A 13,318-nucleotide genomic window follows, 5' to 3' on the forward strand; every position below is an offset into this window, starting at 1 on the left:
AATTTAGATTCCAAGACCCATAGAGAATAGGGCTATCGCTAGTGCTAATCCAATTAACGGCACAATGACCGTTAGGGCTGCTACTGGTCCGTAAGCCGCTTGGTGAGTCTCGCCACAAATGGCCCGAACTGTTGTTACAACATATCCGTTATGAGGCAGCGAATCTAGTGCACCAGAAGAGATGGCGACAGTACGGTGAAGCGCTTCTGGGTTGACTCCCATGTCCATGTAATGTGGCGCAATTAACGGAAGGGCAATAACCTGCCCACCAGAAGCAGATCCTGTCATACCTGCGATGACACTGACTGCGATGGCTGCTCCAATTAGCGGGCTACCAGGGATATTTGTCATAGCCTCTACTACTGTTCCAAAGGCAGGGACTGCTTTAGCAACTCCACCAAAACCAACTACAGCTGCTGTGTTACCAATTGCGATTAACGCACCCATTGTTCCTTCTGAAATGGCATTCCAAAAGTTTTTAAAGTATTTTCTGCCAAGGATATAAGTCATAATGATACCGCCTAATAGGGCAATAATTAACGCAGACTGCTTTAAACTATCATGGAAAATAAACGAAATTATTAAAACAACTGCAAGTGGAATAAAACTCAAGAACGGATTTGGAAGTGGTCTTTCTCCATCAATGGTTGGATCAGAATCTCTTGAAACGAAAGTTTCCCCTCTTCCAACTGCTTTGGAAATCATGCGTTTCAACCACCAGTAACCGAAAATCATCATAAACACTGCAACAAGCGCACTTACTTCCAAACCTGCATAAGGAGTAGTGTCTAAGTAAGGAATCGGGATCCAGTTCTGAATCTCCGGTGAGCCTGCAGACGTCATCGTGAAAGTAACAGAACCAAAGGCAAGAGCCGCTGGGATGAAACGTCTTGGTAGATTAGCCTGTTTGAATAAGCTGATTGCCATTGGGTAAACAGAGAAGGCAACCACGAATAAGCTAACTCCTCCATAGGTTAAAATTGCACAAGCTGCAACAATCGCCAAAACCGCAAATTTCATTCCTAATTTATCAACAACTAGCTTGGATACGGAATCTGCTGCCCCGCTATCCTCCATTACCTTACCGAAAATGGCACCGAGTAAGAACATTAAATACCAGGCAGTAACAAAGGATGAGAATCCTCCCATATAACTGCTAACAAAGTTCACTTCTCCTTCTGCAACAAGCTGTGGAAACAATGGCATTCCACTGAGAACTGCTACAAATAATGCTGAAAGTGGACCAACTACTAATAAGTTCATGCCTCTCATCGTTAAAATAATTAATAATGCCAAACCACCGATCAGACCAATCATACTCCACATGTTTCTTTCCCCCTTTGTTTTTCGTCAGTAAACGCTTACAAATTTCCTCATGTAACGTACCGACTATTGTTGTCTTCCGAAATCATTAATGCAAGAAGCGTGCCAACTTGCAATTCTAATTGTTTCAATATTTCGAACAAAAAGTTATTCCAAGATTCTGGACAAAAAAGCAGACAGACCCTTGAATACAAAGGAGTCCAGAAATCTGGATTGATTTCCGAGATTCTGGACTAATTAGAGTTGATATTTTTTTATCTTTTCATAAAGACTTGATTTACTAATTCCGAGTTGTTTGGCCGTTTGATATTTGTCTTGCTGCATTTTTTCTAGTGTTTGGATGATTGCTTGTTTTTCTGCATCTTCCAATGTTTCTTTTAGCGTATTCGAGCCTAAAGGAAGAGCAAAGGCATTTGTTACATAGTCAGGAAGTGCCTCAAGAGAAAGCTTTGCACCTGTGGAAAGATGAACAGCAGCTTGTATGACATTTTCAAGCTCCCGTATATTTCCAGGCCATCGGTAACGTGATAATGATTGCAATGCATCTTCGGTTACTCCTGAGATCCTTCGACCTGTTCGCTTGCATATTTTTTCAATAAAATGCCCTACTAGCATAGGAATATCTTCGGTTCTTTCTCGCAATGAAGGAATTTCAAACGGGATAACATGAATTCGATAGTATAGATCTTCTCGGAAGCGTTTTTCCTCCATCATCTTTTCTAGTGGTCGATTTGTCGCTGCAATGACCCGTACGTTAACTTGGATTGGTTTGGTAGCTCCAATCGGTTCAACTTCTCCTTCTTGGAGTGCGCGCAATAGTTTTATTTGCATAGGCAGGGACATATCGCCAATCTCATCGAGAAATAGTGTGCCACCATCCGCTAACTGGAATTTCCCCTTTTTGCCACCTTTTTTCGCTCCCGTAAAGGCACCTTCTTCATAACCAAAAAGCTCGGACTCCAATAAATGTTCAGGAATGGCCGCACAGTTTAATTTGATAAATGGCATCTGGCTTCGGTTACTGAGCTGATGAATACTATGGGCAAAAAGCTCCTTTCCTGTCCCGCTTTCCCCACGTATTAAGACGGAAACATCGCTTGCTGCGATTTGTTTAACTTTGTCTTTTAATAGCTTAATAAGTTTGGAGTTTCCGATAATATCTTCTAGTGTATATTTGACACCCGTCTGCTGCTCATATTCCTGCAAGTAATTACGGATACGGCCGAGCATGCTTTTAACGTGGGTGTTCATCTTGTCCCATTCACTTGTGTCGCGGAAAATAACGGTTCCATAGGCACCAATGACGTTTCCTTCTTTATCAAAGATGGGAACGCGATTGGCAATCATATAGTTGCCCTTAATGTACTGAAGGTCCGCAAGCTCTTCCTTCCCATTCTTCACGACTTCATGCATTCTCGTGTTTTCAATCACTTCTGTCACATGCATACCAATCACTTTTTTATTATCCACACCAATAAATTTGCAGTAGCTATCGTTCATGTATATGATATGTCCCTCATGGTTCACAACGACAATCCACTCAAACGCATTAGCGATAATGGTGTCCATCATTTCTTCTGTTAATAAGCTTTCTTTGACTCCCATCTTTACCCCTCCTGCTTAACTAGCCTTAATATATCACAAAACTCTGACGATTGTGGGAGCGATTACATAAATACATTTTTTACAAGTCTGGTAGAATAGAAGTAACTATATTCTGATCGTGAGGAATGCACCATGCCTGATTGGTCCTACCATGGGATTTTTTCTCCCATTTTAAAAAAACTACCACCAAAAACATCAAGAGAGCTTATTCATAAAAGCATGAATTCCATTGCTTCATTGCCATTTGGGTTAGGTTACCTCATCATTAATTTCTTAGGAAGAGAGGAGAGTCATCCTTCTCTAAAAAGGACAACACTTGGAATGGAATTTGCTAATCCCATTGGTCTATCTGGAGAAATTGATCCTAATCTTTCTGGCTTAAGGGCCTTTACTCACTTAGGTTTTGGTTTTTTAGAAATTGGTCCGGTAAGAATGACGAAAAATGAAGAAGTTTGCTCTCCAAGTATTGATTATGAAAAGAAACGAATTCAATTTTCTGAAGAAACGGTAGACCTAGAAACCACTAAAAGAATGTTACAGCGCCTAACCAAGAAACAGCCTATTTTCGCTTGCTTAGAAGGAACAAAAAGTGAAGTTCAGATAATGGCGTTAGCCTTAGAGCCCTTTGTGAATGGGTTTATTGTCAAATCTCCAGAGATCTACTCACTCTCAGATAAACCGATCCTTCTTTCTACAAAATCTATCGCGGGGAGTGAACCTTCAAAGTTTGATGGTATCGTGTTAGAGGAATCTCTAGGGTTTGATCAGCTATGTCAAGATGTGAAAACTTTACGGGCAAAAGAATTCAAGGGAAGTATTCTTACTTCTGGTGGAATCATTGAGCCTTATCAAGCAATTCATTTAATAGAAGCTGGAGCAGATTTAATTCTGTTAAAAGAAGGCTACGTGTTTTCTGGACCTGGACTTCCAAAACGAATAAAAGAAGGACTTTTACAGAAAAACAATATGGAAATACAAGTTCAGCCAGGATGGTTCGCTTATTGGTTATTTGGGTTATTTATTATATTTGGAGGATTGTTAGCTTTGTTTTTTAGCTTAACCTCTATCATTCTTCCATATGATGAGTATTTTTTGGCTATGAAAAAAGAAGAGCTTTGGGCTTTTAACGAACGAATAATGAATTTTATGGCACATGACCGAATGACACTTGCAGGAACGATGATTTCAGGTGGAATCGTCTATATGCAGCTAGCAAAGCATGGGGTAAAAAAGAGATTAAAGTGGGCAAAACAAGCCATTGATATCGCTGCAATCTTAGGATTTCTTGGGATTTTTGCATTTATTGGGTATGGTTATTTTGACTGGTTACATCTACTATTTTGGCTAATATTACTACCTTTTTATCTCTATGGGTTTTGGAAGACTACAGGCATTAATGGCACTCCGACGTCATTTAACCTTCGGAATAATCGGATATGGCGTATTGGAATCTATGGTCAACTAGCATTTGTACTTTTAGGGTTTTCGTTTGTAGCAGGTGGAATCATTATTTCTTGGATTGGCGTTACTTCTGTGTTTGTTTCTACAGATATACAATTTATTTGCATGCCCCCAGAGATGTTAGAAAGCTTTAATCAACAATTAATTCCAGTAATTGCTCATGATCGGGCTGGATTTGGGAGCGCCTTACTCAGTGTAGGACTGCTAGTATTAATGCTTGGATTATGGGGATATCAACAAGGAAACAATTGGGTATGGTGGACATTTCTAATCGGAGGTATCCCTGCTTTTTTTGCAGGTATTTACATACATTTTTCAATTGGCTATACAACGTTTATCCATTTGGCTCCTGCATATTTTGCCCTATTCCTATATATTATCGGGTTATCTCTTTCTTATAAGTACCTTGTTCAGAGCAAGTAAATGTCTTCTTAACCGGGACTTAAGTTATATTGAAATAACACTTTTGCGTTGATATTATTAAACAGAATTTTTAAAAACTATAGATTAGAGGGAGATGAAACGTATGAAAAAATTAAGAAAAGTTGTCATTGCTGTTATGGCAGTATTTGCACTTACTTTTGGAAGTTTTGTTGCATCCGACTCTATTCATTCTGCAGAAGCTGCCAAAACCGCAAGCACCATCGGTTCCACTTCTACAGGTAGCGATTGGAAAAGCGGCAACACTGGCTTCACAGCAGGTTGTGCTGTTTCTGAATGGCTTGGAATTTTCAAATGTCACTCCTCTCAGGTGCCATGGTAAAAGTATTAATGCACAAAAAAATCCCCCACGCTCAAAAAATGAGTATGGGGGTTTCTTTTTAAACCATCACTTTACAAATATCATTCGTAAATTCAACTGGATCCTCAATTGGAAGACCTTCAATTAGCAAGGCCTGGCTGTAGAGTAGGTTTGTGTATAACGCAAGCTTCTCACGGTCAGCTTCATGCGCATTTTTCAGTGACGCGAACACTTCATGGTTCGTGTTAATTTCTAGCACTTTGTTTGCTTTTACGTTTTGGTTGTCCGGCATCTGGCTGAGGATTTTCTCCATCTCAATGGTGACTTCTCCTTCAGAGGATAAGCAGACTGGATGGGTTTTCAAGCGTTTAGACACCTTCACAGCCGAAACTTTGTCAGCTAGGATTTCCTTCATCGCTTCAAACAGATCTTTGTTTGCTTCCTGCTCGGATTCTGTTTGTTTATCATCCTCTTCTGAATCAATCCCTAAATCGCCACTGGAAACATTTTTGAACTCTTTTTCTTTATAGTTCATCAGCATTTTAATGGCAAACTCGTCAATGTCCTCTGTGAAGTACAGAATTTCATAGCCCTTGTCTGACACAAGCTCTGTTTGTGGAAGCTTTTCGATTCGTTCTTTAGACGCACCTGTTGCGTAGTAGATATACTTTTGGTCCTCTTTCATGCGAGAAACGTATTCGTCTAACGTTACTAGCTTCTTCTCAGTAGAAGAGTAGAACATAATTAAATCCTGTAGCTGTTCTTTATTCGCACCAAAATCAGCATAAACGCCATATTTCAACTGGCGACCGAAGCTTTCAAAGAATGTCACATACTTCTCACGCTCATCCTTTAGCATGCTAAGTAGGGCACTCTTGATTTTCTTGGCAAGGTTTTTGGCAATAAATTTCAATTGGCGATCCTGCTGTAGCATTTCACGTGAAATGTTTAAAGAAAGGTCCTCAGAATCTACCAACCCTTTTACAAAGCTGAAGTGGTCTGGTAATAGATCCGCACATTTATTCATAATCAGCACACCGCTTGAGTATAGCTCTAAGCCTTTTTCAAATTCCTTTGAGTAGTAGTCAAATGGAATACTCTCTGGAATGTACAGGATGGAGTTATAACGAATTGTCCCATCTACACTGATATGAAGATGCTTTAATGGCTTATCAAAACCATAGTGCTTTTCATTGTAAAATTTCTCGTAATCTTCGTCTGTAAGCTCCGATTTATTTTTACGCCAGATCGGCACCATGCTGTTGATCGTTTGTTCTTCTGTTACTTCCTCAAGCTCCTCTTCGTTATCCGCTTTTGGTTTTGAGGTTGTCACATCCATCTTGATTGGATAGCGGATAAAATCAGAATACTTTTTGATGATTGCTTTTAAGCGGTACTCTTCTAAGTACTCATCAAAGTTCTCATCCTCTGTATTTTCTTTTATTTTCAGTACAATTTCCGTTCCGACCGTATCTTTTTCAGCCGGTTCCAACGTATAGCCATCTGCACCTTCTGACTCCCATTTAAATGCTTCGTCATTACCGAGTGCTTTACTAGTGACGGTTACAACATCCGCCACCATGAATGCTGCATAAAAACCAACGCCGAATTGGCCGATGATGTCATGGCCATCTTTGATTTCGTTTTCCTTTTTGAAAGCAAGGGAGCCACTTTTTGCAATTACCCCAAGGTTTGCTTCTAGCTCTTCCTTCGTCATTCCGATACCAGTATCTGTAATCGTTAGTGTTCTCGCCTCTTTGTTTCGTGTTACTTTTACAAAGTAGTTGTCCTTATCAAATGTCAAAGAGTCGTCTGTAAGTGCACGGTAATAAATCTTATCCATTGCATCACTTGCATTGGAAATAAGCTCACGCAAAAATACTTCACGCTGAGAGTAGATGGAGTTGATCATCATTTCTAGGAGTCTCTTTGATTCTGCTTGGAATTCTTTCTTCATGCTCTGATTTCTCCTTCCAAATATGTATGCTATTATTTTAGCACTCTAAACATCAGAGTGCTAATGCTCTATAAAATAATTATCATATTTGGATAAAATATGTCAACATAAAAACAAAAAGCTGGTGCTCTTTTTTCATAGAGTACCAGCTCGTCTATTTATCGTTGTGGTTTTCGTCTCATCCATTGGGTCGCGGCCCATTTATCGCCTTTGGTTATTGGTGCGCCGCCATGGAGCGTTAACTCATTTAGGCGCTGTTCATCATAAAAATATTCGAAGTAAACAGCTGTTCCCTTTTTGGCAGCTACCGAGAAATTCAGCTTGGGAAAATAGGTTTCTCCACCTTCTTCTACATCATTTAAATACATCACAAGGGTGCTTATTCTAGGGTTTTTGACAGGGCGATGAATAGAGGTAAAATAGTCATAATGCGCCTTGTATTCCTGTCCTATTTGATAGTTTAGGATTTGCAAGCCGTCACCATGCTCCACTGGTACTCCCATAATTTGTGCCACTCTTTTTTCAATTCGCTCTATAAATTCGTTCTCTCCGTCTTCAAAAAACATACTGCTGCTTGTGCGGAGCTCATCTATTTCGCGAGAGTTGCCAATTTTTGAACGCTGTAGTCTGTCCTTTGATAGCTGTATTAGTTGATCACATTCAACGTCACTTAAAACATTTCCTAAAACGACGATGAGCGGCTCTTCTACCTTAGCAATCACTTGTATTTCCCTATCATCCGTAAAAATGGTTGTCCCTTCATGTGGAAAAATAGCTTGTTCTTTTAGCGCTGTATTTTTCGTATTCAATTTTTTCATCGACCTCTTTAATTTTATAATATTCGGAATGTTTTGGAGAAAAATATAAAACTATGAATCTAATTTATCTAATTTTACACTGCCGTCATGAAAAAAAGAAGTATCTTTCTGTTTCCAAAGAACAAAAGCGCAATGCGCCCGCTTTGCGACGTACAAACTTTGTCTAGTTGCAGCGGCTGAACGAGCCGCTTCACTTTTCGTGGCACTGAGCCGTATGAGATAAAGAAAACACGAAGAGCGGAAGCTTTTTCGTGTTGCCTTATCGTAAGGAGGCGAGGGAAGTTTGCTAGTCGCTGGCGCATGGAGCTGGACGCTGCTACTTTTGTTCCAAATATCCACAGACATTTTTTTATAATTTCCTAATCAACTAGAAAAACACAGTGCTACTTTTTAAGTAAACACTGTGTTTCATCTCAAGAGGCGCTTTTGGATAATGAGTGGACGGCCTCAGGTGTTTTCTTTAATTTTCGGTCGTATATCGATGTAGTGAAAATCGCCACTAGCACTAAGGCCATTAACACCCCAAACAGCATTTCCATGCCATAAAAATCTACAAGCAAACCACCCATTAACGGACCAAGCATCCGTCCGCCTGTAGCGGTGGAGTTAACAATTCCTTGATAAAACCCCTCCCGCCCTTTAGGTGCGAGCTCATTGGCAACGGTTGGGACAGCTGGCCAAACAAACATTTCCCCAATTGTCATGATAATCATTGCTACAACAAAGGCTGTGTATTGCTCTGCTATGCCAACTAAGGCAAAAGATAAAATAAAAATGACAAGTCCCACGATGATCTGGGTTTTTAAAGTTTTTGTATATTTTTTTACGATAAAAGAGATCAACGGTTGGGTCAAAACAATCAGCGCCCCGTTTATGGTCCAGAGAATACTGTATTGTGTAAGTGGTATTCCTAGTGCCTTCGTGTGAGTCGCAATTGTTGTCTGCCATTGAACGTAGCCCATCCAACAGAGCAGGTACCCAATGCAAATCGTTAAAAGTGCGTAAAGTTTTGTATGATCTTTTATTTTTTTCTGTTGATCGAGGACAGAAGTTTGAACAGCAGGATTTGCCTGTATGCTCTTATACCCAAACATGGCAATTAGGAAAAATATCGCATAAGTAACGGTGTTAGCGATAAATATGTAGTCAAAGCGAATATTTGCTACAAGTCCGCCAAGTGCCGCTCCAATTGCCACACCAAGATTTTGCGAAACGTACATTGAATTAAACGCTTTGCGGCCACCTTCCTTCCAAACAGAGCCTGCCATCGCGTACATAGAAGGAAAAACAATCCCTGACCCAAAACCGATGATAGCGAGAAAAACCACAAAGAACGGCCATGAGTGGTTGATGGTCATACCAATAAGCGCTGTGATGGTAATGGAGATTCCTATTAATATCGATTTGTAGCCTCCTATTTTGTCAAACAAGACACCACCAATTAGGTTTCCAATCACGCTTGCCCCCGCATTCAGCATAAGCACAAGCCCTGCTACAGAAAGGGATTTCCCGAGAATATTGTGTATATAAATGGTATTTAACGGCCATAAAAAAGAGGCCCCTGTAACGTTAATTGCCATGCCAATAACCAATAACCACAGAGACCGGGGCATTTTCAACATGAGGATGCCCTCCTTACTATTATTTCGAAACCCAAAGTAATTGTAAGGCCTTTTTATAGCTGTTTCAATAAAAATATTTCGGTGGAAGGAAATGTAATATTTCTGATTATTTTAGCAAATTTACCTTCAAAATAAAGAGCAGCTCAAATGGCTGCCTCCACTTTTGGCTATTCATTTTCACTGCGATTTTTTGAACGAACTGGTTGAGCTTTTTTTAAGTTTTTCTTTTTTACTTCCTGTACGGGATTATATTCTGCGCCCATCTCTACTGTATTTTCTGCATTTCTTGTTTTTTGCTCAGGATTGTTTTGTTTGGATCGCTTTTTCATGAAAATAAACTCCTTTTATTGTCGTAGTAGTGTCATGTCATTTTGAAGACTTTGCAGTTGCAAGCGCATGCGATTTAGCTGCTCACGCTGTTGAGCATTACAGCTTTGGGAAAGGTGCATTAAGTCATTATAAGTTGCTTCGATTTGTTCTTGAGCTTGTGTGAATTCTGTCCCATTGTAGTGTTCTAATTGCTGTGCCTCTCTGTATTGAGCATGTGCTGTTCTTAACGTATCCTCACACTGCTGGATAAATTGTTCGACTGAATCTCTTGTTGCCATAGTTTTCACCCCGCAAATTTTCTTGTATCGCTATTATTTTGTACAATTTTTTACGCTACATGCGAAAAATATAGATGCCATTGTAGTAGGTCAATCCATCATGATAAAATTATTTGTCAGTGCAAAAAGAGGAGGAACAAGGATGACGCATCCAACCAAACACAATCCGTTCCCATATTCCGTTGAGGATAAACGATATCATACATGGAACTATCATTTACGAAACCATTTTGGACATAAAGTATTTAAAGTAGCCCTTGATGGGGGCTTTGACTGCCCGAATCGTGACGGCACCGTTGCCCATGGTGGCTGTACGTTTTGCAGTGCAGCAGGATCTGGTGATTTTGCTGGGAACAGAGCAGACGATCTTCTAACCCAATTCCATGAAATAAAAACAAAGATGCATCATAAGTGGAAAGATGGCAAATACATGGCTTATTTCCAAGCCTTTACGAATACACATGCGCCTGTTAGTGAGCTGCGGGAAAAGTATGAAACCGTGCTGAACCAAGAAGGAGTGGTAGGACTCTCCATTGGAACACGCCCTGATTGCCTGCCGGATGATGTGGTGCAGTACTTGGCAGAACTAAATGAACGCACCTATTTATGGGTGGAGCTTGGTTTACAAACGGTGCACGAACGTACCGCTCTTCTCATTAATCGTGCCCATGATTTTGATACTTATGTGGAGGGCGTGAACAAGCTGCGCAAGCATGGAATTCGGGTGTGTTCCCATATTATTGATGGGCTTCCTTTGGAGAATTACGATATGATGATGGATACTGCCAAAGCGGTTGCCAAGCTTGATGTACAGGGAATAAAAATTCATCTGTTGCATCTATTGAAAGGAACACCAATGGTAAAGCAATATGAAAAAGGGATGCTCGAGTTTTTAGGGTTTGAAGAATACGTAAACCTTGTTTGTGACCAATTAGAAATCTTACCACCTGAAATGATAGTCCATCGCATAACCGGCGATGGTCCAATCGATATTATGATCGGCCCGATGTGGAGTGTGGATAAATGGTCGGTGCTAAACGCGATTGATGCGGAGCTGAAAAGGCGTGATAGCTGGCAGGGGAAATTTTACAGTGCTACTGGTGGTGTCTTAAAGTGAAATTAGAGCGAGTACTTCCTTATAGTAAAAAGATTTTGGGTTTAGCTGTTTCAGAAGGAGATATTGCTGTCGACTGTACAGCTGGTAATGGACATGACACGCTTTATCTTGCTGAGCTTGTTGGTTCTAGCGGTCAAGTGTATGCGTTTGATATCCAGGAGGAGGCCATTTCTAGCACCGCTTCCCTTTTGGACGAGCACCACCTCTTAGAGCGTGCCAGCTTACACCACACTGGTCATCAGCATGTATTAGATATCATACCTGCTGAAAAGCATGCGCTCATTCGAGGTGCCGTGTTTAATCTTGGGTATCTTCCTGGTGGAGATAAGGAAATTGTAACAGTCCCATCAAGCACTATTGAGGCAATCGACAAGCTTTTATCTGTGATGAAAAAAGAAGGTGTGATTGTGATTGTGGTGTATCATGGTCATCCTGAAGGTGCAATAGAGCGAGATGCGCTGCTTGAGTATGTTTGTGGTTTGGACCAAAAGCGGGCCCACGTTCTTCAGTACCGTTTTATGAATCAGGTCAACAATCCGCCGTTTATTATTGCGATTGAGAAGAAGTAAGGTGGTGTTGATCCCCTGTGAGTCACGCTGATGCTTGGTTGGCGGGGGATTTTTATTGTGGTGGATACTTGGGAACGCGTTCTTGCGAAATTTGCTGAAAATTGTCGAATGGCCTTTATCTTGCCTCAAATGGACAAATAAATTAAAAAGTGGATTAATTAATTCTAAAGTCGCTTAATTATCGAAAAGTTGGATTAATTATTCAAAAAGTGGATTAATTATTCAAAAAGTGGATTAATTATCCTCCCACGCCTTCCCCATTCACCTAAATTACCTCCTCCCATAAAAAAAGAGAGCCAAAAATCGGCTCTCCCCCACTAAAATTGACTTCTAGAATTCATAATATCTCTTCCACCCCAAAACCTAGCGTGTAATTTTCAGCCAAACCCACAAAACACACAGTCGGCCACCATCATTCTCCTTACATTACACCCCGCCAGTCCTGAAACCGTCGATATGCCTTTCCGTTCACATAAAAGAAATATGCCGTTCCACCACTAGCCTTAATGATGCTCTTTGCCATAGACGAAGTATCCTTACAATCACTCACTTTTCGATCTGAGAGATACACGCCGAGTAAGCCTCTGTTAATCAGGCGGTGAAACTTTTCAAAAGGCAACCCTGCTGTATGAACATCTGCCTGTTCCATAAAGTGCTTTAAGCGATCCAGTAACTCCTGTTCATTTTCATAATAGGTACAAAAATTTAGGTCCCCACCCTCAAGATCCTCTTCCTGGTCAATAAAATAATCCAGCAGAATATGAAGGCCTTGGATATAGGGAAAATACCCACTCACAATTTTTTCCGCGTGCTCTGCTGAAAATGTTTCCCTGTACCCTTGTGACACCAAACAGAAAATTCCGAGCGTGGACCCTGAGCAGGCCGAAAACTCATGCCACTTCATTGGTGGAAGGTCTGCTTGATAATCCGAAAACCATTTCTCAAGGCGCGGCACCCGCTCCTCAACGGCCACATGCTTATGTACTTGTAGATCACAATAGTACCTTGCCAGCTTTAACAGATGTGGAGCAATTATTGAATAGCTCCCCAGTTCCCCCAACACACGCTGACACGTAGACACCAAATCAGAAAGATATCCAGCGTCCTCCTGCTCCTCCCGATAACGATAATAATCACGTAAAGGGTTTCCGACAGTTAACGCATCTAGCATTGATTCATGTAAGGCCGTAAAATCGTCTGGACAAAGGGACGTACTGCGATCGCACAAATTATCGAGATAATCACTGATGGTCTGATAGGTAACAATAAATTTCACGGCACTCTTGAAATCAGCTCCTGCCAATAACGAAAGAATTCCCCCACCTTCACAATGAAAGGCTTTACTTTCGATGCTAGCAAGCGCTTGGTTTCGAAGCTCCCTATCTGGAATTTCTTCTGCCCGCCTCTTCCAATAGTCCAACTCCTCATAAACAACAGGGAACACATCGCGGTACACCCTCTTCATTAACGAAAAAGGGTGAGTGGGTACTTTCACC

Annotated in this window: 12 protein-coding genes; 4 read left to right on the forward strand and 8 right to left on the reverse strand. The window is 40.8% G+C overall.

Going from position 1 to position 13,318, the window contains the following annotated elements; translation table 11 throughout:
• Nucleotides 1-3: 3 nt before the first annotated feature.
• Both FIU87_RS16095 and FIU87_RS16100 read right to left on the reverse strand, forming a co-directional pair.
• The gene (locus FIU87_RS16095) at nucleotides 4-1,326 is read right to left on the reverse strand and encodes a GntP family permease (RefSeq protein ID WP_152445524.1); all 1,323 of its coding nucleotides are present in this window, start codon (nucleotides 1,324-1,326) and stop codon (nucleotides 4-6) included.
• Nucleotides 1,327-1,560: 234 nt separating this feature from the next.
• A complete protein-coding gene (locus tag FIU87_RS16100; protein WP_152445525.1) occupies nucleotides 1,561-2,928 on the reverse strand; it encodes a sigma-54 interaction domain-containing protein in 1,368 nt (455 codons plus the stop codon).
• Nucleotides 2,929-3,060: 132 nt separating this feature from the next.
• Between FIU87_RS16100 and FIU87_RS16105 the strand changes: the two genes are divergently transcribed.
• Together FIU87_RS16105 and FIU87_RS16110 are read left to right on the forward strand one after the other, a co-directional pair.
• The gene (locus tag FIU87_RS16105; RefSeq protein WP_152445526.1) at nucleotides 3,061-4,812 is read left to right on the forward strand and encodes a beta/alpha barrel domain-containing protein; all 1,752 of its coding nucleotides are present in this window, start codon (nucleotides 3,061-3,063) and stop codon (nucleotides 4,810-4,812) included.
• Between the two features lie 103 nt (nucleotides 4,813-4,915).
• Nucleotides 4,916-5,152, forward strand: a complete 237-nt coding sequence (locus FIU87_RS16110) for a hypothetical protein (protein WP_152445527.1) — start codon at nucleotides 4,916-4,918, stop codon at nucleotides 5,150-5,152.
• A gap of 58 nt (nucleotides 5,153-5,210) precedes the next feature.
• On the opposite strand, the gene htpG is transcribed toward FIU87_RS16110, so the two are convergent.
• The 5 genes from htpG to FIU87_RS16135 form a co-directional block, all read right to left on the reverse strand.
• Nucleotides 5,211-7,088 (reverse strand): molecular chaperone HtpG, encoded by a 1,878-nt coding sequence (htpG, locus tag FIU87_RS16115; protein WP_152445528.1) that lies wholly within the window; start codon nucleotides 7,086-7,088, stop codon nucleotides 5,211-5,213.
• A 158-nt stretch (nucleotides 7,089-7,246) separates the two neighbouring features.
• Entirely contained in the window at nucleotides 7,247-7,906 is a 660-nt protein-coding gene (locus tag FIU87_RS16120) for a 2OG-Fe(II) oxygenase (protein ID WP_152445529.1), read from the reverse strand.
• 413 nt (nucleotides 7,907-8,319) lie between these two features.
• A complete protein-coding gene (locus FIU87_RS16125) occupies nucleotides 8,320-9,519 on the reverse strand; it encodes an MDR family MFS transporter (RefSeq protein ID WP_152446619.1) in 1,200 nt (399 codons plus the stop codon).
• A 176-nt stretch (nucleotides 9,520-9,695) separates the two neighbouring features.
• Nucleotides 9,696-9,857 carry a glycogen biosynthesis protein GlgD gene (locus FIU87_RS16130; protein WP_152445530.1) on the reverse strand — a complete coding sequence of 54 codons (162 nt, stop codon included), beginning with the start codon at nucleotides 9,855-9,857 and terminating at the stop codon, nucleotides 9,696-9,698.
• A gap of 15 nt (nucleotides 9,858-9,872) precedes the next feature.
• The gene (locus FIU87_RS16135) at nucleotides 9,873-10,136 is read right to left on the reverse strand and encodes a YtzC family protein (RefSeq protein ID WP_152445531.1); all 264 of its coding nucleotides are present in this window, start codon (nucleotides 10,134-10,136) and stop codon (nucleotides 9,873-9,875) included.
• A 142-nt stretch (nucleotides 10,137-10,278) separates the two neighbouring features.
• Here FIU87_RS16135 and FIU87_RS16140 point away from each other — a divergent pair, with 142 nt between their 5' ends.
• Complete coding sequence (locus FIU87_RS16140; RefSeq protein WP_152445532.1) at nucleotides 10,279-11,253, forward strand: tRNA modification radical SAM protein MnmL/YtqA; 975 nt, start codon at nucleotides 10,279-10,281, stop codon at nucleotides 11,251-11,253.
• Nucleotides 11,250-11,822 carry a tRNA 5-(aminomethyl)-2-thiouridylate-methyltransferase MnmM gene (locus tag FIU87_RS16145; RefSeq protein WP_152445533.1) on the forward strand — a complete coding sequence of 191 codons (573 nt, stop codon included), beginning with the start codon at nucleotides 11,250-11,252 and terminating at the stop codon, nucleotides 11,820-11,822. Before FIU87_RS16140 ends, FIU87_RS16145 begins: the two co-directional genes overlap by 4 nt.
• Nucleotides 11,823-12,243: 421 nt before the next feature.
• Here FIU87_RS16145 and FIU87_RS16150 read toward each other — a convergent pair whose 3' ends face one another.
• Complete coding sequence (locus FIU87_RS16150; RefSeq protein ID WP_152446620.1) at nucleotides 12,244-13,317, reverse strand: tetraprenyl-beta-curcumene synthase family protein; 1,074 nt, start codon at nucleotides 13,315-13,317, stop codon at nucleotides 12,244-12,246.
• Nucleotide 13,318 lies beyond the last annotated feature (1 nt).

The organism is Bacillus sp. THAF10, from assembly GCF_009363695.1.
Taxonomy (GTDB): Bacteria; Bacillota; Bacilli; order Bacillales; family Bacillaceae_I; genus Sutcliffiella_A.